This is a genomic window from Gemmiger sp. An194, assembly GCF_002160145.1.
In the GTDB taxonomy this organism is placed as follows: domain Bacteria; phylum Bacillota; class Clostridia; order Oscillospirales; family Ruminococcaceae; genus Allofournierella.
This window is the reverse complement of sequence record NZ_NFKA01000002.1, coordinates 147,958-169,082: the sequence shown is the minus strand read 5'-3', so window position 1 is coordinate 169,082 and position 21,125 is coordinate 147,958. Positions and strand designations below refer to the sequence as shown.

20 protein-coding genes are annotated in these 21,125 nt (G+C 62.2%); 7 read left to right on the top strand and 13 right to left on the bottom strand.

The features are described from left to right. The first annotated feature begins 104 nt into the window (after positions 1–104). Positions 105–1,250 (top strand): LCP family protein, encoded by a 1,146-nt coding sequence (locus B5F28_RS02005; protein WP_158097486.1) that lies wholly within the window; start codon positions 105–107, stop codon positions 1,248–1,250. Between the two features lie 91 nt (positions 1,251–1,341). Here B5F28_RS02005 and B5F28_RS02000 read toward each other — a convergent pair whose 3' ends face one another. From B5F28_RS02000 to B5F28_RS01950, 11 genes are all read right to left on the bottom strand, one after another. Next, positions 1,342–2,097, bottom strand: coding sequence for an AIM24 family protein (locus B5F28_RS02000; protein WP_087292803.1), 756 nt, complete (start codon positions 2,095–2,097; stop codon positions 1,342–1,344). A gap of 150 nt (positions 2,098–2,247) precedes the next feature. Then, the gene (locus B5F28_RS01995; RefSeq protein ID WP_087292799.1) at positions 2,248–4,185 is read right to left on the bottom strand and encodes a PepSY domain-containing protein; all 1,938 of its coding nucleotides are present in this window, start codon (positions 4,183–4,185) and stop codon (positions 2,248–2,250) included. Then, complete coding sequence (locus tag B5F28_RS01990) at positions 4,182–4,763, bottom strand: RNA polymerase sigma factor (protein ID WP_087292796.1); 582 nt, start codon at positions 4,761–4,763, stop codon at positions 4,182–4,184. Before B5F28_RS01990 ends, B5F28_RS01995 begins: the two co-directional genes overlap by 4 nt. A 228-nt stretch (positions 4,764–4,991) precedes the next feature. Beyond that, positions 4,992–5,393 carry a F0F1 ATP synthase subunit epsilon gene (locus B5F28_RS01985; RefSeq protein WP_087292793.1) on the bottom strand — a complete coding sequence of 134 codons (402 nt, stop codon included), beginning with the start codon at positions 5,391–5,393 and terminating at the stop codon, positions 4,992–4,994. Further along, on the bottom strand, positions 5,393–6,790 hold the full coding sequence (atpD, locus tag B5F28_RS01980; protein WP_087181695.1) for a F0F1 ATP synthase subunit beta: 1,398 nt from the start codon (positions 6,788–6,790) through the stop codon (positions 5,393–5,395). The genes B5F28_RS01985 and atpD overlap by 1 nt, the downstream gene beginning before the upstream one ends. Positions 6,791–6,833: 43 nt before the next feature. After that, positions 6,834–7,796: an ATP synthase F1 subunit gamma gene (gene atpG, locus B5F28_RS01975; RefSeq protein ID WP_087292790.1), complete on the bottom strand. Its 963-nt coding sequence runs from the start codon at positions 7,794–7,796 to the stop codon at positions 6,834–6,836. Then, positions 7,784–9,301 (bottom strand): F0F1 ATP synthase subunit alpha, encoded by a 1,518-nt coding sequence (gene atpA, locus B5F28_RS01970; protein WP_087184097.1) that lies wholly within the window; start codon positions 9,299–9,301, stop codon positions 7,784–7,786. Before atpA ends, atpG begins: the two co-directional genes overlap by 13 nt. Positions 9,302–9,308: 7 nt before the next feature. Beyond that, on the bottom strand, positions 9,309–9,824 hold the full coding sequence (atpH, locus tag B5F28_RS01965) for an ATP synthase F1 subunit delta (RefSeq protein ID WP_087292787.1): 516 nt from the start codon (positions 9,822–9,824) through the stop codon (positions 9,309–9,311). Beyond that, entirely contained in the window at positions 9,821–10,312 is a 492-nt protein-coding gene (gene atpF, locus B5F28_RS01960; protein ID WP_087292784.1) for a F0F1 ATP synthase subunit B, read from the bottom strand. The genes atpH and atpF overlap by 4 nt, the downstream gene beginning before the upstream one ends. A gap of 18 nt (positions 10,313–10,330) precedes the next feature. Further along, complete coding sequence (gene atpE, locus B5F28_RS01955; RefSeq protein ID WP_058963829.1) at positions 10,331–10,546, bottom strand: ATP synthase F0 subunit C; 216 nt, start codon at positions 10,544–10,546, stop codon at positions 10,331–10,333. 46 nt (positions 10,547–10,592) lie between these two features. After that, entirely contained in the window at positions 10,593–11,273 is a 681-nt protein-coding gene (locus B5F28_RS01950; protein WP_087184099.1) for a F0F1 ATP synthase subunit A, read from the bottom strand. 248 nt (positions 11,274–11,521) lie between these two features. On the opposite strand from B5F28_RS01950, the gene B5F28_RS01945 reads away from it, so the two are divergent. The 5 genes from B5F28_RS01945 to B5F28_RS01925 all read left to right on the top strand — a co-directional run bounded on the left by B5F28_RS01945 (position 11,522) and on the right by B5F28_RS01925 (position 16,602). Continuing rightward, entirely contained in the window at positions 11,522–13,168 is a 1,647-nt protein-coding gene (locus B5F28_RS01945; RefSeq protein ID WP_087292781.1) for an ATP-binding protein, read from the top strand. Next, positions 13,153–13,842: a response regulator gene (locus tag B5F28_RS01940; RefSeq protein ID WP_087292778.1), complete on the top strand. Its 690-nt coding sequence runs from the start codon at positions 13,153–13,155 to the stop codon at positions 13,840–13,842. The genes B5F28_RS01945 and B5F28_RS01940 overlap by 16 nt, the downstream gene beginning before the upstream one ends. Before the next feature lie 40 nt (positions 13,843–13,882). After that, complete coding sequence (locus B5F28_RS01935; RefSeq protein ID WP_087292775.1) at positions 13,883–14,575, top strand: DUF554 domain-containing protein; 693 nt, start codon at positions 13,883–13,885, stop codon at positions 14,573–14,575. A gap of 119 nt (positions 14,576–14,694) precedes the next feature. Beyond that, a complete protein-coding gene (gene moaA, locus B5F28_RS01930; RefSeq protein ID WP_087292772.1) occupies positions 14,695–15,660 on the top strand; it encodes a GTP 3',8-cyclase MoaA in 966 nt (321 codons plus the stop codon). A 6-nt stretch (positions 15,661–15,666) separates the two neighbouring features. Continuing rightward, positions 15,667–16,602 carry an MOSC domain-containing protein gene (locus B5F28_RS01925; RefSeq protein ID WP_087292768.1) on the top strand — a complete coding sequence of 312 codons (936 nt, stop codon included), beginning with the start codon at positions 15,667–15,669 and terminating at the stop codon, positions 16,600–16,602. A gap of 125 nt (positions 16,603–16,727) precedes the next feature. On the opposite strand, the gene secA is transcribed toward B5F28_RS01925, so the two are convergent. Beyond that, positions 16,728–19,502: a preprotein translocase subunit SecA gene (secA, locus tag B5F28_RS01920; protein ID WP_087292966.1), complete on the bottom strand. Its 2,775-nt coding sequence runs from the start codon at positions 19,500–19,502 to the stop codon at positions 16,728–16,730. A gap of 251 nt (positions 19,503–19,753) precedes the next feature. Between secA and trhA the strand changes: the two genes are divergently transcribed. Then, positions 19,754–20,404, top strand: a complete 651-nt coding sequence (gene trhA / locus B5F28_RS01915; RefSeq protein WP_087292765.1) for a PAQR family membrane homeostasis protein TrhA — start codon at positions 19,754–19,756, stop codon at positions 20,402–20,404. 57 nt (positions 20,405–20,461) lie between these two features. On the opposite strand, the gene B5F28_RS01910 is transcribed toward trhA, so the two are convergent. Next, complete coding sequence (locus tag B5F28_RS01910) at positions 20,462–21,109, bottom strand: HAD family hydrolase (RefSeq protein WP_087292762.1); 648 nt, start codon at positions 21,107–21,109, stop codon at positions 20,462–20,464. Between the last annotated feature and the right edge of the window lie 16 nt (positions 21,110–21,125).

Sequence of the window (21,125 nt, the reverse complement as noted above, 5' to 3'; positions counted from 1 at the left end):
CATGGCTCCGGGCCGTTTTGTCAGCCGCCGGTCAAGCCTTTCTGTCTTTCCGGCGGCTGTTCCGTGCAATCAACCAAATGAGCAAAAAAGAAAGGGGAACCTGCGTGGAAAACCCGGCAAAGAAAAATTGGATCAAGATCCTGGTGATCGTTGTTGCAGTGGTACTGCTGGCTGGATGCAGCGCCATGGCCTATCTCTACAGCCAGATCGCCCCGGCCCTGGACGAGGGCGAGGCGGGCACCCTGAACCAGCAGACCGACCCGGACATTGAGGCCGGCGGCGACCGCTTTTACAACCTGCTGATGGTGGGCATCGACTACGATGCCGACGATGACGGCCGTGACTACGCCGAGGGCAAGGGCATGACCGATGTGATCATGTATGTGCAGATCGACCGGGACAGCGGCAAGGTGAACGCCTTCCAGATCCCCCGCGATACCTATGCGGGCGAGGATGTGGGCGACGGCATCAAGACCAGCACCGGCAAGATCAACGAGGTCTACGCCAACGGCCCGGACCAGGAAAACAAGATCAACAACCTGGCCAACAAGATCTACGAGCTGTTCAAGCTGCCGGTGGACGATTATGTGGTCATCGACATGCAGGCCTTCAAGACCATGCTGAACAACATGGGCGGCATCGAGATGTATGTTCCCTGGGACATCGTCACCGTGGATAAGGTGACCGGAATCGAGAATACGGTCTGCACCCAGGGCACCCACCGGATCAGCGGCGACACCGCCGAGCTGATCCTGCGCAACCGGAACTACTCCACCGCCGACTACAAGCGGCTGGAGACCCAGCAGTACTTCTACGCCGCTCTGCTCAAGAGCCTGCTGAACGACTATACCCTGGCCGATTACTACAGCACCTGCAAGGTGGTGGCCCATTACATCGACACCAGTCTGGACATCACCGAAATCTGGGGTCTGTATGCCACCATGCTGAAGGTGGACCCGGCCAATATCTACATCGTGCGCGCACCCGGCGGCGCGGCCAACATCAACGGCCATACCCAGGTCTATTATGTGGACCGGGAGAGCTGCGCTGAGATCCTGAACGAGCACTTCCGCAGCCCGGAGGCTCCGGTGGCTGCCGAGAAGCTGGGCCTCATCACCGGCCAGACCTACCTCTACGGCATGAACATCGACGAGGGCCGCACCATGGGCGACGTGATGACCGATGCCGAGGAGGGCGAGGCCGAGCTGACCGCCTCCTCCGAAGCCGCTTCCTCTGCCTCTGAGGGCTGAACCGCCCCGCAAATCTGAGCAAAACAAAAAGGCTCCCCAACCGGGGAGCCTTTTTTCTATGTATTGCGGTATTGCGGAATTTGGGCCGAAATCAGACCACCGGGGCCATGAGCACCGTGCCGGTGCCCCGGTAAACATTCACCAGTCCTTCGCCGGAAACCGCGGAGCCGATCAGGCTGCGGGTGGATTTTTCCACCGTGAAGTTCAACGTGGAGGACCAGGCAATGGCCATGTTGCCATCGATGCGCAGCTGGTCGTTGTCCAGCTTGAACTCGATCAGCTCGCCGCGGGGCACCGGGCTTTCCAGCGCCGCCACACCCGCGCCCCGCAGGCACAGGTTGAACAGGCCCTCGTTGCCCAGCGCTGCGCTGGACAGGTTCGAGCGGGCCACCACCTTCTGCTGCACCGAGCCGGAGCAGGCCAGAAACAGGCCGTCGTCCAGCACCAGGCCGTCCCACTGGCCCACATCCAGCAGGATGATGTGCTTGTAGGTGGGCTCCAGCATCAGGTGGCCGGTGCCCTTGTATTCCGGCTTCACCGCGCTCTCCTTGGTGGCCTTGGAGGCCAGCGCCTTGCCCAGCAGATCGCCCACGCCCTTGATGCCGGAGGTGGCTTCCACCGCGCCGCTCATCCACTGCATGGCCCCGGCCTGCACCACGTAGCTGTCGCCCTTCAGCTCCAGCAGCAGCTGGCGGCGGCGCACGTTCATCTCGGAAGCGTAGTAGCTGGCGATGGCGTTGTCCGGACGGACGCTCAGGTCCTTCTCGTATTCCAGCACCCGCATGCCGCCCAGTTGGGCTGCGGTGAGAATGTTGGGGTTATTCAGCAGATTATTGAATGTGACCATGGTAGAACCTCCTTGCTGTTGCAACGGCGCAAAAAATGCCGTGTATTTGTGGTCATTATACCACGCAAGGCAGTCAGCGGGAAGAGATTTTGGGAATTTTTTACCAAAACAAAACGGCTGCGGAACTCTTCGCAGCCGTTTTGAGGAAGGTCAGTTGTCTGTTTCAACCTTCAGGATCGCGCCGTCGGTGGCGCTGATCTCGTAGTCATATTCCAGATTTCCGGATTTGAATTCGATAGAATAATGGGGGGTGCTGTCGTCCAGATCGCTGTCCATTTCCAGCTCCCGAATGGCGGACCGGTCCAGCCCGGCGTGGCTCAGGGCCTTGGCCAGCGCGTCATCGGCGCTGATGAAGGAGCCGCCGGAGGTAAGCGCCTTGTTTTCGCCCTTCAGAATACTGCCGGTGGAGCCGTCGATCTCGTACTCATACTGGGTGGTACCGGCAAGGAATTTTACCTCGTATTCCACGCGGCCGTCGTCCCAGTCCCGCTCGATGTACAGGTTCTGGACCTTATCCTCGGTCAGGCCAGCGGCGCCGAGCGCGGCGGCCTTGGCGCCGGACTCACCGATGTCGGTGCCGGTGGTGCTGCTGCCGATGCTGGTACTGGTGCCGGGCTTGGCGGTGATGGCAGTGGGGGCGGCATGTGCCTCGGACTCATACTGGCGCACGGTGCCGTCCGCATTGATCTCATAGTCGTATTCGGTGCTGCCCTGCCAGAACTCCACCTCATACACCCGCTGGCCGTCGTCCCAGTCCAGCTTGGCGGTCAGACCGGTCACCTGATCGGCGGAGAGATCCGCATGCTTCAAGGCGGCGGTTTTGGCGGCCTCCAGACCCACGTCAGTGCTGCTGGAAGCAGCTGAGCCGGAGGAGGAATGCTCCTCCTTCTCGCTCTTCAAAATCTGGCCCGCGCCGTCCACCGCGCAGAAGTATTCGGTGCTGCCGGTCCAGAATTTCACCTTGTACACAAAGCGTCCGTCGTCGTAGCTGGGGATCACCAGAATGCCCTCCGCCTGGTCTTCGCTCAGAGCGAAGGCGTTCAGAGCGGCGGCCTTGGCGGCAGCTTCATCAATGGAAGCGCTCTGGCCCGCGGCGGCGGTGTAGCGCTCGGTGCGGTTCTTCACGATCTCGCCGGTGGTGGCATCCACATCGTACTCATATTCCACGTTCCCGGCCCAGAATTCCACCTCATAGACCATCCGGCCGTCCTCCACATCAAATTCCACCTTGGACACGGTCACCTGGTCGGCGGTCAGGCCCGCGTGGGCCAGAGCGGCGTTCTTGGCCACCTCGGTGCCGATGTAGCCGCCGTCGCTGGCGCGGCCGGTGGAGGTCACGGCGGTGAGGGTGGTTCCCTGGCTGGAGAGCAGCAGGTTCAGATCGTTCACGGTCCGGCCGGCCAGACTCTCAAAGGTGAGGGTGGGGTTCTGGTCCACCAGCTGCTGGATCAGCTGGGCCTTGCCCAGCGAGATGCCGTATTCGTCGGCCTTGGCCTGCAGGTCCTGATCCTGGCTCACCACCTGGCTCAGGATGGCTCCGTTGATGGAGCTGGAGGTCATCACCGCGTTCACCGTCTCGGTGAGCTGGCTTTCCAGCTGAGAAGCGCGGGCGGCGTTGTCGTCCTCCACGGTGATGAGGATGGAATTGGCCAGCTCGTCCACATAGCCGTTTTTCAGCAGCGAGCCCATCAGCGCGTTCACCGCCACATCCAGGGTGGAGCCGGTCAGGTCCATGCCGTCCAGCACAGCGGCGGCATCCTCGTTGAGGGGGGTGGCCCGCAGCACCCGCTCGCGGCGGTTGAGTACCAGCTCGATGCTGGGGTTCACATCCAGCGAGACGATGGACGCGGCGGTCTGAGACTGATTGTAATAGATGGAACCTCCGCCAATGGCCAGCACCAGGCAGGCGGCAGCGGCCAGAGCGGCCAGACGCAGGGGCTTGCGGTTTTTCTTTTCAGGATTCTGATTCGTCATGGGGATCACGTTTCCTTTCCGGTCATCACAGCGAAGGAGAACGCTTTCCACGTCGTTCGGTGCCGCGTGTTCCAAAGCGGTGCGCAGCGCCTGTTCCACATTGCGGTCGGTCATTGCGCGTCATCTCCTTCCAGAATGGTTTTCAGCTTTTTCAGGGACCGGTGATACTTGGAAAGCACGGTGGGCAGCGCCAGATCCAGAAACTGGGCGATCTCCCGGTGCTTGAGCCCGCAGACCGCGTGCAGCACCACGATGTGCCGCTCTTCATCGGAAAGGCGCCCCAGCGCCGCGCCCAGCACGGTGCGGTCGTCGGCGGTGAGGGTGTCGCTCTCGATGGAAAAGGCGGACCACTGGGCCTCGGAAAGATCCTGGATGCGGGCCGCGGTGCGCAGCCGCCCCAGTGCCAGATTCCGGGCGATGGTGAGCAGCCAGGCCATGGGCTTGCCCTGGGGCCGGTAGGAGGGAGCAGCGGCCCACACCTTCACGAAGGTATCCTGGGCCACATCCTCGGCCTCCGCGCCGTTTTTCAGGTAAGAGAGAGCCAGGCCGTACACCGCCGCCCGGGTACGGCGGTAAAGTTCGGCCAGATCCTCCCGGCTGCCCGCGGCAATGCCGCTGAGCAGCGCCTCCAGCTCTTCGCTGGGGTTCGCGGCACGGGCCTCCTGGGCCATTGCGCCAAGCACAAGCATCATATCCGTTGTCTCCTGTCGTTCTAGTAATGCACGGAACAAAACGTTTATTGCATTGCTTTCAAAAAATTTTTAAAAAATGGGAAAAACCATTTCTGTTCTTATTATAGAATGGGCCGCACAGCCTTGGCAAGCGCAAAAAAAGACCCCGCAGGGAATCCCATCCGGGCCGCCCTGCGGGGCAAAACAGAATGAAGAAGGAAACAGCTAAGAAAATAAGGGGAAAAGAGATCAGCGTCGGCCGGACACCTTCAGGCGGGCCATGGCGCGGGCCAGAGCAGCCTTGGAGCGGTAATACTCCTCCACGCTCTTCTTCTGGCGCAGGCGCTCCTCGGCGCGCTCCTTGGCTTCCTCGGCGCGCTTGGCGTCGATCTCCTCGGGCTTTTCGGCGGTGCTCACCAGCACGATGGCACGCTCGGGCATGATCTCCACAAAGCCCTGGCCGATGGCGGCAACGTGCCACTCACCGTCCACCTTATACCGCAGTTCGCCCGGCTCCATGGCGGTCACAGCGGGCTCATGGCCCGGCTGCACACCGTACAGGCCGTCGATGGCGGGGATGACCAGTTCCTGGGCGGGGCCGATGTAGAACTGGCGCTCGGGGGTGATGATCTCCAGAAACAGGTCAGCCATCAGATCGCCCCCTGTGCCCGGGCCTTCTCACGCACGTCGTCCACGGTGCCCACGTTGGAGAACGCGGTCTCGGGGTACTGATCCAGCTCGCCGCCCAGAATGGCCTCGAAGCTGTTGATGGTTTCGGCCAGGGGCACATATTTGCCCTGCAGGCCGGTGAACTGCTCGGCCACGAAGAAGGGCTGGCTGAAGAACTGCTGGATGCGGCGGGCCCGCTCCACGGTCTTCTTGTCGTTTTCGCCCAGCTCTTCCATGCCCAGAATGGCGATGATGTCCTGCAGCTCCTTGTAGCGCTGCAGCAGCTCCTGCACGCCGCGGGCCACGTTGTAATGGCGCTGGCCCACCACGTCGGGCTCCAGAATACGGCTGGTGGACTCCAGGGGGTCCACAGCGGGGTAGATGCCCTGCTCCACGATCTTACGGCTCAGCACGGTGGTGGCGTCCAGATGGGTGAAGGTGGTGGCGGGCGCGGGGTCGGTCAGGTCATCGGCGGGCACGTAAACGGCCTGTACGCTGGTGATGGCGCCGTTCTTGGTGGAGGTGATTCGCTCCTGCAGCGCGCCGACCTCGTTGGCCAGGGTGGGCTGGTAGCCCACGGCGCTGGGCATACGGCCCATCAGGGCGGAAACCTCGCTGCCGGCCTGCACGTAACGGAAGATGTTGTCGATGAACAGCAGCACGTCCCGCTTTTCCTGATCGCGGAAGTACTCGGCCATGGTCAGACCGGTCAGCGCAACGCGCATACGGGCTCCCGGGGGCTCGTTCATCTGGCCGAAGACCAGGGCGGTCTTCTCCAGAACGCCGGACTCGCTCATCTCGCGCCACAGGTCGTTGCCCTCACGGGTACGCTCGCCCACGCCGGTGAAGATGGAGTAGCCGCCGTGCTCGGTGGCGATGTTACGGATCAGCTCCTGGATCAGCACGGTCTTGCCAACGCCCGCGCCGCCGAACAGGCCGATCTTACCGCCGCGGGCGTAGGGGGCCAGCAGGTCGATGACCTTGATGCCGGTCTCCTGGATCTGAACCACGGGGCTCTGATCCACGAACTTGGGGGGCTCGCGGTGGATGGACCACTTCTCGGAGTCGGTCACTTCCTCGCGGCCGTCGATGGCATGGCCCAGAACGTTGAACATGCGGCCCAGGCATTTTTCGCCCACGGGCACTTCGATGGGCGCGCCCTTGGCGGTCACTTCCACGCCGCGGCCCAGGCCCTCGCTGGGGCTGAGCATGATGCAGCGCACGGTGTTGCCGCCCACATGCTGGGCGACCTCCATGACCTGCTCGGCGCCGTTCAGCTGCACGGTCAGGGCATCGTTGATGGCGGGCAGCTTGCCGTCCTTGAACTCAACGTCCACAATGGGGCCCAGAACCTGTGCGATGGTGCCTTTGTTTTGCATATCGGTTCCTCGCTTTCAAATATCGAACAATAGAAGAAAAGGATCAGGAGCGTTTCAGCACGCTGCCGTCGGCGCTCACCAGCAGGGTAAGCGCGGGCTGCATGCGGCGCTCGGGGCGGACCTTGCCGCCCTTTTGCTGGGCGCCGCCCACGATCTCGGTGATCTCCTGGGTAATGGCGGTCTGCCGGGCCCGGTTGTATTCCAGCGAAAGGGTGCGGATCATCTCGCGGGCATTTTTGGTGGAGGAATCCATGGCGGTCATGCGGGCATTCTGCTCGCTGCAGAAGGATTCCACCAGGCAGCCGAAGAGCACGCCCTTCAGGTAACCGGGCACGATCTTATCCATGACCTTGTGCTCGGAGGGAACGTACACCACCTGCCGGTTGTACTGGCCGGCGGTGTACTGGGCTTCCTTGTGGGCGAACTGCTCCCGGGTGAGGGGAAGCAGCTGGTAGGTGGCGGGGCGCATCAGCACGGGGTTCACCATCTCGGTGTAGATCACATGCACCTCGTCCAGCTGGCCGCGCAGGAACAGGTCCACCATGGTGTCGCTGATGTCCCGCGCTCTGGTCACGGTGGGGTCCTGAGCGGTGTAAAGGAACTCGCCGTCCACGTTCACGTTCTTGCCGGAAAAGTAGGCCCGGCCCACCTGACCGATCACAAACAGGACCGGGTTCTCGGTGGCGGCCAGCTTTTCCTCGGCCAGCTTGAGCACGTTGTGGTTGTAAGCGCCCGCCAGGCCCTTGTCACCGGTGATCACAATGTAGCCCACCGTGCGCTTCTTTTTCCCGGGGCGGGTGTCCATGAAGGGATGCCGGAATTCCTCGGAGTGATACAGAATATCCGCAATGGTATCCTGAATCTTCTGGAAGTAAGGCTCCACGCCATTCAGCTGCTGGCGGGCCTTGCGCATCTTGGAGGAGGAGATCAGATACATGGCATTGGTGATCTTCAGGGTCTGATCCACGCTCTTGATGCGGGTACGGATCTCTTTTATGCTTGCCATTGCGCGCTCACCTGTCCCTTGTAGGCATCCAGTTCGGCGCGGATGCTCTCGGCAACAGCGGCGGAAAGCGCGCCGGTGGATTCGATCTCTTCCAGCAGCTGGGGCTGGGTGTTTTCCAAGTAGTCCACAAAGCCCTGAGCCACCTCGCGGGACTTGGCCAGAGGCACGTCCGCCAGCAGGCTGCCGGTGGAGATGTACAGGATGACCGCCTGGCGGCTCACGCTCATGGGATGGTACAGCGGCTGCTTGAGGATCTCCATCAGCTGCTTGCCGTGGTCCAGAGCGGTCTGGGTGGCCTTGTCCAGGTCAGAGCTGAACTGGGTGAACACCTCCAGCTCGCGGAAGCGGGCCAGGTCGATACGCAAAGTACCGGCGGTCTTCTTCACGGCCTTGGTCTGGGCGCTGCCGCCCACACGGCTCACGGAAAGGCCCACGTTCACGGCGGGGCGCTGGCCTGCGAAGAACAGGCTGCTCTCCAGATAGATCTGGCCGTCGGTGATGGAAATCACGTTGGTGGGGATGTAGGCGGAAACGTCACCCGCCTGGGTCTCGATGATGGGCAGAGCGGTCATGGAGCCGCCGCCGTATTCCTTGGTCAAGCGGCAGGAGCGCTCCAGCAGGCGGCTGTGCAGGTAGAACACGTCGCCGGGGTAAGCCTCACGGCCGGGGCTGCGGTGCAGCAGCAGGCTCAGGGCACGGTAGGCCACCGCATGCTTGGACAGATCGTCGTAAACGATCAGCACGTCCTTGCCCTTGGACATGAAATACTCGCCGATGGCAGTGGCGGAGTAGGGAGCGATGTACTGCAGGGGTGCAGGCTCGCTGGCCGGGCTGGACACGATGATGGTGTAGTCCATGGCGCCGTACTTCACAAAGTTGTTGCGCAGCTGGGCCACGGTGGAGGCCTTCTGGCCGATGGCAACATAGATGCAGATCACATCCTTGCCCTTCTGGTTCAGGATGGTATCCACCGCGATGGCGGTCTTGCCGGTCTGGCGGTCGCCGATGATCAGCTCGCGCTGGCCGCGGCCGATGGGCACCATGGAGTCGATGGCCAGAATACCGGTCTGCAGGGGAACATTTACGGGCTCGCGGCTCACAACGCCGGAGGCCTCGCGCTCGATGGGCATGCGGGCGGCAGCCTCGATGGCACCCAGGCCGTCGATGGGCTCGCCCAGGGCATTCAGGGTGCGGCCGATCATGGCCTCACCGGCGGGAACATCCGCCGCACGGCCGGTGCGCTTGACCACGCTGCCCTCGGCCAGACCCTCTTCGCTGCCCAGCAGAACAACGCCCACGCTGTCCCGCTCCAGGTTCAGAACGATGCCCTTGGCACCGGTCTCAAATTCCACCAGCTCGCCGTAAACCGCCTTGTCCAGACCGTACACGGTGGCAATGCCGTCGCCGATCTCGATTACGGTGCCGGTCTCTTCGTGGGTGGCGCGGCTGTCGTATGCTTCAATCTCCTGGCGGAGAATGGAAATGATCTCTTCGGATTGATTCACTGTGGCTTCACCTCTCTTGCAGGCGGCGCGCCAAACGATGCAGCTGCCCGCTCACACTCTTGTTATAGGTCGTCCCGTCGATCTCCAGGACGAAGCCGCCCATCAGGGACGGATCAACGATCACCTGCATCTCCACGCCGTCGCGGCCGTGGCGGCGGCACATGGCCTTGGCGATGTCCACCACCATGGCCTCGTCCGGCATCTGGGCGCAGCGCATCACGCAAACCGTCTGGTTGGCAGCGGCCAGCGTGAGCAGATGATATTCATATACGATATCGGCAAGCAGGGCAAAGCGGCCCTTTTTTGCCAGCAGTTCATAAAAATGCATCAGCCGGTCCGGGCAGCTTGCGAAGGGCAGGCGGCGCAGTACCGCCTGCTTTTCCTCCAAGCGGACCGCCGGGCTGACCAGCGCTTCCAGCAGGGGCTTATTTTCCAGAATGAGCTGCGCGGTGTCGCGCAGCTCGTCCTCGGTGCAGCCGGCCTGATACAAAGCGCTCGCATAACGGGCGGCAGTCAGGCTCATGCGGTTTCCTCCACTTCAGCCAGGAAGGCGTTGACCATATCCCGGTCGGCCTGGCTGTTCATCTTCTGCTGCGACACCTTGGAGGCAGCCAGCAGCGCCAGCATGGCGATCTCCTGGCGGGCGCCCTCCAGCAGGGCGTCACGGTCGGCCTGGGCCTGCTTCTGAGCATCGGCCTGCATGCGGGCGATGTCGTCCCGGGCCTTGGCCAGCTGAGCCTCGTACTCCTGCTGACCGCGCTTTTTGGCCGCGTCCACAATGTCCTGGGCCTCTTTCTTGGCGTTCAGCAGCTGAGCCTCATACTCCTGGCGGCTCTGCTCGGCCTGCTCCATTTTGGCGTTGGCGCCGTCGATGGTGTCGGCAATTTCCTTGGACCGCTCGTCCAGCATTTTGGTGACCGGTCCGAACAAAAAGATCTTCATCAAGACCAGCAGGATCGCCAGGTTGATGAACACATAAACGATCTCTGCATTAAGATTTAAAATCGACACGGCTCATCGCCCCCTCGATTACTGCATGAAGATCAGCAGGATGGCGATCAGGAAGCCGTAGATCGCGGTGGCCTCGGCCAGAGCGCAGCCCAGCAGCAGGTTGCTGCTGATCTTGCTGGCAGCCTCAGGCTGACGGGCGATGGCTTCGTTGGACTTGGCGGTGGCAAAACCAATGCCGATACCGGCACCCAGGCCAACCAGAACGGCGATAGCGGCAGCAAAAGCGGTAGTCATAATAAGTTCCTCCTAAAATTCAATACATTTTTAAAGTAAGATGGTTTTATTCAATGGCTTCACTCAGGAACAGGGTCGTGAGGAACACGAACACCACCGCCTGAATGATACCGTCGAATGCGTCAAAGTAAAGGCTCAGGGGAATGGGCACTGCAATGGGAACCAGCATCTTCACCAGCTCCATGATGATGAAGGCTGCGAACACGTTGCCGAACAGTCGCATACACAGCGACAGCGGCCGGATGCCGATCTCCAGAATGTTCAGCGGCGCCACGATGGGCGAGGGCTCCACAAACTTGTGCAGGCCGCCCTTCAGGCCCTTGATGCGGAAGCTGGAGCCGTAGATCAGCAGAACTGCCAGAAAAGCCAGACCGGCGGTCACGTTCAGGTCCTTGGTGGGCGGCGTGAGGCCGATGAACTCGGACAGGTTCGCCAGCACCAGATAGATGCCCATGGTGCCAATGTAGGGCGCAAAGGTGCGCCAGTGTTCGCCCAGGTTGTCCTTGCAGAAGTTGTTGATGAACCCAACCAGAATTTCCGCCACCATCTGCCGGCGGCCGGGCACCTTTTTCATGCCGTGGGTCAGCCAGATGCAGAAAATGGTGAAGAGCGCGATGAGAATCCAGCTGTTGAGTGCGGATTCCGGCACCGGGATTCCGCCGAACAGCGGGATCTCAAAGGCGGTTTTCGGTTGCAGCGCTTCGATGAGTTCTTCCTTGATATCCAATAAATCTCCCCCCTTTTCGGTACCTGCCTATTCTATGACAAACGCCCCGGAAGTGTAAGGCTTACGAAAGTAAAAAAAGTAAAAAAAGCGTCTTTGAAAAATATGGTTGGCGGTTTGCACAACAGTTGTTTTCATTGTGGAAAACCTGTACGAAAGATGCTCTCTGCTCCGGCGGAGCATTTGGCGCAGGGGGGAAAATGTGCTATCATATTACATATATCGCCTGAAATAGGGGAGGGGGACCGGCCGTGAAACTGCTTGCTCATCTGAAAAAGACCCTGAATGCTCAGCTGGTCACTCTGAGCGTGATGGTGATCGTGCTCACGGTGCTCATTGCCATGGGCAGCAGCCTGTGGCTGAACCTGCGCTCCAGCCACCAGATGATGGACCGGAGCATGATGGATGTGGCCTATCTGCTGGCCCGCACCCAGGATGTGCGGGGCCTGCTGGAGGGCGGCAGCGATCAGTCGGTCACGGCGCTGCTGCAGCAGGTGGTGCGCCGGGTGAACGACCTGGACGTGGCGGTGGTCATCGATACGGAGGGCTCCATGCTGGCTGGGGCAAGCACCCGCAGCGGGCTGCAGGGAGTGGTCCAGCCGGACCCGAGCAGGACCGACCCGGTTTTTCTGCAGGAGGGCGAGACCGAAAACGGTATGGAGCGCTGCGCCTGCGCCAAGGTCTTCGATCAGGAGGGCAACCTGCTGGGCTATGCGGTGGTGGGGGTCTACATGCGGTCGGTATACCGGATGGTGGCCGGGACCGTGCTGCAGTACCTGCTCATTGCGGCGGTGGCGCTGTGCATCGGCGGCTTCTGGGCCCGGCGGCTGGCCCGCTACATCAAAAGCGAGCTGGCGGGCTATGAGCCCGAGGACCTGTACCGGCTGATGGTCCAGCGGGCGGATATCTGGGATGCGCTGGAAGAGGGCGTAATGGCCATTGACGAAAACGAGCGCATCATCTATCTGAATGCGGCGGCCAAGCAGATGCTGGAGCTGTCGGTGGATGAGGCGGTGGGCCAGCCGCTGCATCAGGTCTATTCGGCCAGCACCCTGGACCGGGTGCTGCACAGCGGTAAGGCGGAATACAATGTGCCCCTCAAATCGCTGGTGCATGTGAAGATTCTGGCGGACCGGATGCCCATTGTGAAAAACGGCCGCACCGTGGGCGCGGTGGCCATCTTCCGCAACCGCACCGAGATGGTGCGCCTGGCCGAGGACCTGACCGGCGTGAACCACGTGGTGGAGGCGCTGCGGGCCAACACCCACGAATTTATGAACAAGCTGCATGTGATTCTGGGCCTTCTGCAGCTGGAGGAATACAAGGAGGCCGAGCGCTATGTGCTGGAGCTGACCAAGGTGCGGGCCCAGTCCATGGGCGGCATCACCGGCCGCATCCAGGAGCCCGCGGTGGCGGCGCTGCTCATCGGCAAGCTCAGCCGTGCCCAGGAGCTGCGGGTGGTCTTCCGGCTGGATGCCTCCAGCCATTTCCCTCACGGCAGCCGCTGTTTGCCCACCGACGCCATGATCTCGGTGCTGGGCAACCTGATCGAGAACGCCTTCGATTCCTTCAAGAATGTGGCGGACGGCGCGGTGCGGGAGGTGGAGGTCTGCATCCAGGAGGAGGCACAGGGCCTGCTCATCTGCGTGGAGGATACCGGCTGCGGCATTCCGCCCAAGGTACGGCAGCGGATGTTTGAGCAGGGCTTTTCCACCAAGGGGCAGGGCCGGGGCACCGGTCTTGCGCTGGTGCAGAGCATCGTGCAGGCCTACGGCGGCGATGTGCGGGTGGAATCGGTGGTGGGGCTGGGTACCACCTTCACCATCCACATCCCGCCCCAGGAAGAGAATACAGAGGATAAGCAGGAAAAGGAGGAGAGAGATTGTACCAGGTTGTGATCGTGGAGGATGACCCCATGGTGGCCATGCTCAACCGCCGCTATACCGAAAAGGACCCGCGCTTTCAGGTGTGCCGGGAATGCCCGGATGGCCGGGCCGCGCTGGAATACCTGCGCAGCCACCCGGCGGATCTGGTGATCCTGGATATGTACATGCCCCGGATGGACGGAATGGATGTGCTGCGCCAACTGCGGGCGGCCGGGGTGAGCACCGATGTGATCATGATCACCGCCGCCAGCGACACCGCCACCGTGGAGGCGGCCATGCGGCTGGGTGTGGTGGATTACCTGGTCAAGCCCTTTGAATATGAGCGGTTCTGCCAGGCGCTGGACGCTTTTGACCGGCGCAGGCAGGCCATTCGTGCCCAGAGCGTGAACCAGCAGCAGCTGGACGAGCTGCTGCACCGGGGCGCCGCTGTGGTCCCGGCAGAGGACAAGCCGGAGGAGAAGCCGCTGCCCAAGGGCCTGCAGCCCAAAACGCTGGAGGCTGTGTGCACCTGCCTGCGGGAAAACCCCCAGGGCCTTACCTGCGAGCAGCTGGCCATGAAGACCGGCTTTTCGGCGGTGACTGCCCGGCATTATGTGCATTACCTGGCGGAAAGCGGCCGGGCCGATTCCCGGGTGGACTACTCCACCGGCGGGCGGCCCAGCGTGATCTATACACTGCGGGACTGAGCGCGGGGGCAAACAAATCGGGGAGGGAAGAGAGAGCAATATGATCGGAACCATTGCAAACACAGCCACCATTCTGGCGGGCAGTCTGGTGGGCAGCCGGCTGAAAAGCGGCCTGGGTGAACGCTACAAGGAGGCTCTGATGAACGGCATGGGTCTGGCGGCCACCCTGCTGGGGGTAAACTCGGTGGTGCAGGCCATGCCTGAAAGCCGTTACTCGGTGCTGTTCATCGTGAGTCTGGCCGTGGGCGGCGTGCTGGGCACCGCCATCTCGCTGGACAGTCTGTTCCAGAAAGCGGTGGACAAGCTGCCGCTGGCGGGCGGCAGCGAACTGGGCAAGGGGCTTTCCACCGCTATTCTTTTGTTCTGCGCCGGGACCCTGAGCATTCTGGGCCCCATGCAGAGCGCCTTGCAGGGGGATAATACCTATCTGTTCACCAATGCCGTGCTGGACGGCATCACCTCCACAGTGCTGGCCTCCACCTTCGGCATCGGCATCGCGCTGGCGGCGCTTGTGCTCTTCTGCTGGCAGGGGGCCATCTATCTGCTGTCCGGCGCGATTGCCCCTTATGTGACCACGGAACTGCTCACCGAGCTGAGTCTGGTGGGCGGCGCGCTGATCTTCAGCTCCGGCCTGGGAATCTTGGGCATCAAGCAGATCAAAACCCTGAACTATCTGCCCGCTCTGGCGGTGAGCGCCGCCGCGGTGGTGGTCCTGCAGGCACTGGGCCTGTGAGGACCACCCGGCGGGCCGGGTGTTCATTGACTTTTTTAATAAAAGGCGTTATATTTATTAAAATATAAGGAATCCGCCCGGGAGAGGTCTGCCCGGCGCGGGAAAGGGGAATCGACCCGATGAAGGATCGTTACGGCCGCAGCATTGACTATCTGCGGATCTCACTTACCGACCGGTGCAATCTGCGCTGCCGGTACTGCATGCCGGATGGGGCGGACTTTGTGCCCCATCCGGAGATCCTGCGCTATGAGGAGATCCTGCGGGCGGCGCGGGCGGCCATCAGCCTGGGCATCTGCAACTTCAAGGTCACCGGCGGCGAGCCGCTGGTGCGCCGGGGCGCGGTGGAATTCGTGGAGCAGCTGAAAAACCTGCCGGGCTGCGGCCAGGTGACCCTGACCACCAACGGGGTGCTGCTGGAGGAGCTGGCACTGCCGCTGGCCCGGGCGGGGCTGGACGCGGTGAACGTGAGCATCGACGCGCTGGACCCGGCCCGCTACGCGGCCATCACTGGCTTTGATGTGCTGGACAAGGTGCTGCGGGGCGTGCGTGCTTCCATGGCGGCGGGCATCCGCACCAAGCTGAACTGCGTGCTGCTGGCCAGCGCTGAGCCGGAGGTGGTGCCGCTGGCGGAAATGGCGGAACAATGGCCGCTGGATGTGCGCTTCATCGAGCTGATGCCCATCGGCGAGGGCGGCGCAGGCGGCGGCCTGCCGCCGCAAAGGGCCCGGGCACTGCTGCTGGAGCGCTGGCCGGACCTGAACCCGGTGAACGAGCGGCGGGGCAACGGCCCGGCCCATTACGAGGCCAGCGAGCGCCTGCAGGGCCGCATCGGCTGGATCGACGCAGTGAGCCACCGGTTCTGCGACCAGTGCAACCGGCTGCGGCTCACCAGCACCGGACAGCTCAAGCCCTGCCTGTGCTACGACGCCTCGGTGGATCTGCGGGCGCTGCTGCGCACCGGCGCATCGGATGAGGCGCTGCGGGCGGCCATCGCCCGGGCGGTGGAGCAAAAGCCCGCCCACCACTGCTTTGACAAATACGATGAGATCACAGAACACCGCCGCATGGCGCAGATCGGAGGATAACAAAGAATGGGAACCGTAAAAGCGATTTGTGTGTCCGAAGCCCGGGGCGTGGCCAAGCACCCGGTGGAAAAAGCCGCCTTCACCCCCGAGTGGGGCCTGGTGGGCGATGCCCATGGCGGCAATTGGCACCGGCAGGTGAGTCTGCTGGGCGAGGAAAAGATCCGGGCCTTCCGGAAAAAAGGCGCACAGGTGGACTACGGGGCCTTCGGTGAAAATCTGGTGGTGGAGGGCTTTGACTTCCGGGCGCTGCCGGTGGGCACCCTGCTGCGCTGCGGCTCCGTGCTGCTGGAGATCACCCAGATCGGCAAGGAGTGCCACAATCACTGCCAGATCTACAAGGCCATGGGCGACTGCATCATGCCCCGGGAGGGCGTGTTCGCCCGGGTGCTGGAGGGCGGCGAGATCACAGTGGGCGACGAGATGCAGCTGGCCGAGCGCACCGGTGTGCGGCCCTTCCAGGCGGCGGTGATCACCCTGTCCGACAAGGGGGCCCAGGGCCAGCGGAAGGACGAAAGCGGCCCGGCCATTGTGAAGCGGCTGGAGAAAAAGGGCTACCAGGTGGTGGAGGCCCTGCTGCTGGCGGATGAACAGACGGTGCTGGAACGGCAGCTGATCCGCCTGTGCGACCAGCGCCAGCTGGACCTGATCCTCACCACCGGCGGCACCGGTTTTGCCCCCCGGGACGTGACCCCCGAGGCCACCATGGCAGTGGCCCAGCGGAATGCGCCCGGCATTGCCGAGGCCATCCGGGCGGCCAGCATGCAGATTACCCCCCGGGCCATGCTCAGCCGGGGTGTGTCGGTGATCCGGGGCAAGACCCTGATCGTCAACCTGCCCGGCAGCCCCAAGGCGGTGCAGGAGAGCATGGATGTGTTCCTGGATGTGATTCCTCACGCATTGACCCTGATGCGGGGTGAGGGCGGCGAGTGCGCCCGCAAATAAAACGAAAAAGGCCGCGGTTCCGATGCTTTGCCGGAACCGCGGCTTTTCTTTTATCAAAAACGATCAAAAACAAATCGCCCGCCGGACTCAAGCGAAAGAGTCCGGCGGGCGGTTATTTTACTGGCTTACAGGTCGGGATGGTACTCCTTGCAGGTGCACTTCTTCCACTTCAGACCACTGCCGCAGGGGCAGGGATCGTTGCGGCCGATCTTATCCACCTTGATGGGGCCGGAAGAGCTGGTGGCCTTCACGTTCTTGCCCGGGGTGGCAGCGTCGCCGGTGGGCTTGGCAACCTGGGTGCGCTCCACTACGGGAGCCTGCTGCTGGGGCTGGATCTTCAGCTCGATGGTCAGCAGCATGCGCACGGTGTCTTCCTTGATGTTATCGATCATGGCATCGAACATCTCGAAGCCTTCCAGACGGTATTCCACAACGGGGTCGCGCTGGCCGTAGCTGCGCAGATAGATGCCCTGACGCAGCTGGTCCATGGCATCGATGTGGTCCATCCACTTGGTGTCCACGTTGCGCAGCAGGCACATACGCTCCAGCTCACGCATGATATTGGAGCCGTACTTCTTCTCCTTGCCGTCCAGGATCAGGGTGCCGCGATCCAGCAGGAACTTGCTCACGTCCTCACGCTTCAGGCTCTTGAGCTGGTCCTCCTCGTAGTGCAGGTCGCTGTCCATGGTCAGCCAGCCCAGGTAGTGGCGGCGCAGAGCGGCCAGATCCCAGGCGGAGGAATCATCACCGGCGCAGAAGGTGGCCACGCTGCCCTCGATGTTGTCCTTCATCATGGTGCGCAGGGTTTCCTTCAGGTCCTCGCCGTTCAGCACCTGGCGGCGCTGGCCGTAGATGATCTCACGCTGCTTGTTCATCACATCGTCAAACTGCAGCACGTTCTTACGGGTGCTGAAGTTCTGGGCCTCCAGCTTCTTCTGGGCGCCCTCGATGGTGTTGGTGATCATCTTGTTCTCGATGGGGGTCTCGTCGTCCAGGCCCAGGGTGTCCATCAGGCTCTGTACCCGCTCGCCGCCGAACAGACGCATCAGGTCGTCCTCCAGGCTCAGGAAGAAGCGGGAAGCGCCCGGGTCGCCCTGACGGCCGGAACGGCCGCGCAGCTGGTTGTCGATGCGGCGGCTCTCGTGCCGCTCGGTGCCGATGATGTACAGACCGCCGGCGGCGCGTACCTCCTCGGCCTCCTTGGCGATCTCGGCCTTGTGGGCAGCCAGCAGCTCGTTGAAGCGGGCGCGGGCGGCCAGAATGTCCTCGTTGTCGGTCTCGCCGTGGCCGTCGGCCTCCACGATCAGCTCCTCGGCAAAGCCTTCCTTGCGCAGCTGGGCCTTGGCCATGTATTCGGCGTTGCCGCCCAGCATAATGTCGGTACCACGGCCGGCCATGTTGGTGGCGATGGTCACGGCGCCCTTCTTACCGGCCTGGGCCACGATCTCGGCTTCCTTCTCGTGGTTCTTGGCGTTCAGCACGTTGTGCTTGATGCCCTGGCGGCTGAGCAGCTTGCTCAGGGTCTCGCTCTTTTCAATGCTCACGGTACCCACCAGAACGGGCTGGCCCTTGGCGTGGCACTCGGCAACCTGCTTGACCACCGCGTCGTACTTGCCCTTTACGGTCTTGTACACGCTGTCCGGCTCGTCCTTGCGCAGCTGGGGCTTGTTGGTGGGCACGGTCACGATCTGCAGGCCGTAGATCTCGATGAACTCGTCCGCCTCGGTCTTGGCGGTACCGGTCATGCCGGCCAGCTTCTCGTACATGCGGAAGTAGTTCTGGAAGGTGATGGTGGCCAGAGTCTTGCTCTCGGCGGCAACCTTCACGCCCTCCTTAGCCTCGATGGCCTGATGCAGGCCTTCGTTGTAGCGGCGGCCGATCATCAGTCGGCCGGTGAACTCGTCCACAATGATGACCTCGCCGTCACGCACCACGTAGTCGATGTCCCGCTGCATCACGCCGCGGGCCTTGATGGCCTGGTTGATGTGGTGGGCCAGGGTCATGTTGGCGGCATCGGCCAGGTTCTCCACATGGAAGTAGGCCTCGGCCTTCTTCACGCCGGACTGGGTCAGGGTGGCGGTCTTGTGCTTTTCGTCCACCACGTAGTCGCCGTCCACCTGGGCGTCCTGGTCCTCCTTGTCGTCCAGCTCCACGATCTTGCTCATCTTCAGGGTCTTGGCGAAGGCGTCGGCCTGCTGGTACAGGTCGCTGGAATCGTCGCCCTTGCCGCTGATGATCAGGGGAGTACGGGCCTCGTCGATCAGGATGGAGTCCACCTCGTCCACGATGGCGAAGAAGTGGCCGCGCTGCACCATGTTCTCCTTGTAGACCACCATGTTGTCGCGCAGGTAGTCGAAGCCGAACTCGTTGTTGGTGCCGTAGGTGATGTCCGCGTTATAGGCGGCGTGGCGCTGCTCGTTGGTGATGCCCTGCACGATCAGGCCCACCTTCAGGCCCAGCCAGCGGTACAGCTTGCCCATCCACTCGGAGTCGCGGCGGGCCAGGTAATCGTTCACGGTCACCACGTGCACGCCCTTGCCGGCCAGTGCATTCAGGTAAACGGGCAGGGTGGCCACCAGGGTCTTGCCTTCACCGGTCTGCATCTCGGCGATGCAGGCGCGATGCAGCACGATACCACCGATGATCTGCACGGGGAAGTGCTTCATGCCCAGCACACGCCAGCTGGCCTCACGGCAGACGGCAAAGGCCTCGGGCAGGATATCGTCCAGCGTTTCGCCGTTTGCCAGCCGCTCCTTCAGCGCGGGGGTCATGGCCTGCAGCTCCGCGTCGGTCTTGGCGGCCATCTCGCTCTCCAGCGCGATCACCTTATCGGCGATGGGGCGGATCTTTTTCAGCTCCTTGTCGGAAAAGGAACCGAAGAGCTTGTCTAAAAATGCCAAATCGATCACTCACATTCTTCTCTATATCGTTGATACACAAAAGCGGCCGCACAAAGGGGCGGCGCCGTGCGTGTATAGAAAGCCCATACTACGCTATTCTAATATCATACATCATCCATGGCCCCCTGTCAAAGCGAGGGGGTGGAATATTTGTTAATTTTTTTGTCAGACATTGATTTTATTGCATAAAGTGGTTATACTAACAATAGAACATAGTTTTTAAAACGAGATGAACTCGGGGAGGGGATTGAATGAGCCGGTATTTTGCAAAGGGCCGTGAGCCCATGAGCAGCTACACCCATTTCTGGGGTGCTGTGGGCGGTGTGATCGCCACCTTTCTGCTGGTGGGCCGCAGCCTGTGGCAGGGCTCCAGCGCGCTGGTGCTGGCGGGGGTAGCCCTGTTCGGCCTTTCGCTGGTGGCGCTGTACTCCGCCAGCAGCATCTATCACTACGCACTGTGCGCGGCGGCGCCGCTGCGGCGGCTGCGCAAGCTGGACCACGCCATGATCTATGTGCTCATCGCGGGCAGCTATACGCCCTTCTGTGTGGCCTATATGCCCGCCGGAGAGCGGGAAATTTTCCTGGGCTGTTTATGGGCGGCGGCCTTTCTGGGCATTCTGTTCAAGCTGGTCTGGCTGGACGCACCCCGCTGGATCGGCACCCTGATTTATCTGGCCATGGGCTGGTCCATTCTGGTGGATCTGCCCGCCTTTGCCTCCATGCCCACCGCCTGCCTGGCACTGGTGGCGGCAGGCGGCATCAGCTACTCGGTGGGTGCGGTGATCTACATCGCCAAGCGCCCCAACCTGGGCCCCAACTGGGGGTTCCACGAGCTGTTCCATCTGTTCATTCTGGCAGGAAGCCTGCTCCATTTTCTGGCGGTGTTCCTGTTCGTGGCCTGAAGCTTATCTTGTAATAAAAATGCCCTCCCGGCCGGGAGGGCATTTTTGTTCTGTTGATCAAAGCTGTTCCAGGCAGGCGGGCAGCTCGTTCAGAGTGCCGATCACCGGCACCCCGGCGGCCTCCAGCCGCGCCCGGCTCTGGTGTCCGGCGGCGCAGAGCACGCAGCCGGTGCCCATGGCCCGGGCCACCTCGAAGTCGTGCAGGGTGTCACCCACCAGCATGGCGCTGGCCGGGTCGATGCCGCTTTCCTTTAAATAGGAAAGGCCCGTCTCTTTTTTGCCCCGGGCGTAGATGTCGCTCTGGCCGAGCAACTCATCAAAGAAGCCAGAGAGCGAACGCTCCTCCACCTGGCGGCGGAGGATGGGCAGCTGGGAGGCGGAAAGGATCACCTGGCGGATGCCGGACTCCTTCGCCCACTCCAGCGCCTCGCGGGCACCGGGGCAGAGCCCGCAGCCCTCGGCGGCGGGCAGGTATTGGGCCATGTAAATTTCGGCCAGCTCCTCGTAGGGGTGGCGGCTGAAATCAAAGCCCGCCCGGACATAATAGTCCTGGATGGGAAATCCGAAAATTTCCTTGTAGGCGGCCGCGTCGTATCGCTGGGCGTAGCCGTGCCCGGCCAGCAGATCGTTCAGGCACTGGTTGCACAGGGCCACATCGTCCAGCAGGGTCCCGTTCCAGTCCCAGATCAAAAGACTCGGTTTCATGGCGGCCTCCTTTTTT

Bases quoted from the DNA above. Each gene is read 5' to 3' on its own strand.
- B5F28_RS01995 (WP_087292799.1), bottom strand. From the start codon at position 4,185: ATGACCGACCGCAATGTGGAACAGGCGCTGCGCACCGCTTTGGAACAC.
- atpD (WP_087181695.1), bottom strand. From the start codon at position 6,790: ATGCAAAACAAAGGCACCATCGCACAGGTTCTGGGCCCCATTGTGGAC.
- atpG (WP_087292790.1), bottom strand. From the start codon at position 7,796: ATGGCAAGCATAAAAGAGATCCGTACCCGCATCAAGAGCGTGGATCAG.
- atpH (WP_087292787.1), bottom strand. From the start codon at position 9,824: ATGAGCCTGACTGCCGCCCGTTATGCGAGCGCTTTGTATCAGGCCGGC.
- atpE (WP_058963829.1), bottom strand. From the start codon at position 10,546: ATGACTACCGCTTTTGCTGCCGCTATCGCCGTTCTGGTTGGCCTGGGT.
- B5F28_RS01925 (WP_087292768.1), top strand. From the start codon at position 15,667: ATGGGAACCGTAAAAGCGATTTGTGTGTCCGAAGCCCGGGGCGTGGCC.
- B5F28_RS02000 (WP_087292803.1), bottom strand. From the start codon at position 2,097: ATGGTCACATTCAATAATCTGCTGAATAACCCCAACATTCTCACCGCA.
- moaA (WP_087292772.1), top strand. From the start codon at position 14,695: ATGAAGGATCGTTACGGCCGCAGCATTGACTATCTGCGGATCTCACTT.
- trhA (WP_087292765.1), top strand. From the start codon at position 19,754: ATGAGCCGGTATTTTGCAAAGGGCCGTGAGCCCATGAGCAGCTACACC.
- B5F28_RS01935 (WP_087292775.1), top strand. From the start codon at position 13,883: ATGATCGGAACCATTGCAAACACAGCCACCATTCTGGCGGGCAGTCTG.
- B5F28_RS01990 (WP_087292796.1), bottom strand. From the start codon at position 4,763: ATGATGCTTGTGCTTGGCGCAATGGCCCAGGAGGCCCGTGCCGCGAAC.
- B5F28_RS01910 (WP_087292762.1), bottom strand. From the start codon at position 21,109: ATGAAACCGAGTCTTTTGATCTGGGACTGGAACGGGACCCTGCTGGAC.
- B5F28_RS01985 (WP_087292793.1), bottom strand. From the start codon at position 5,393: ATGGCTGACCTGTTTCTGGAGATCATCACCCCCGAGCGCCAGTTCTAC.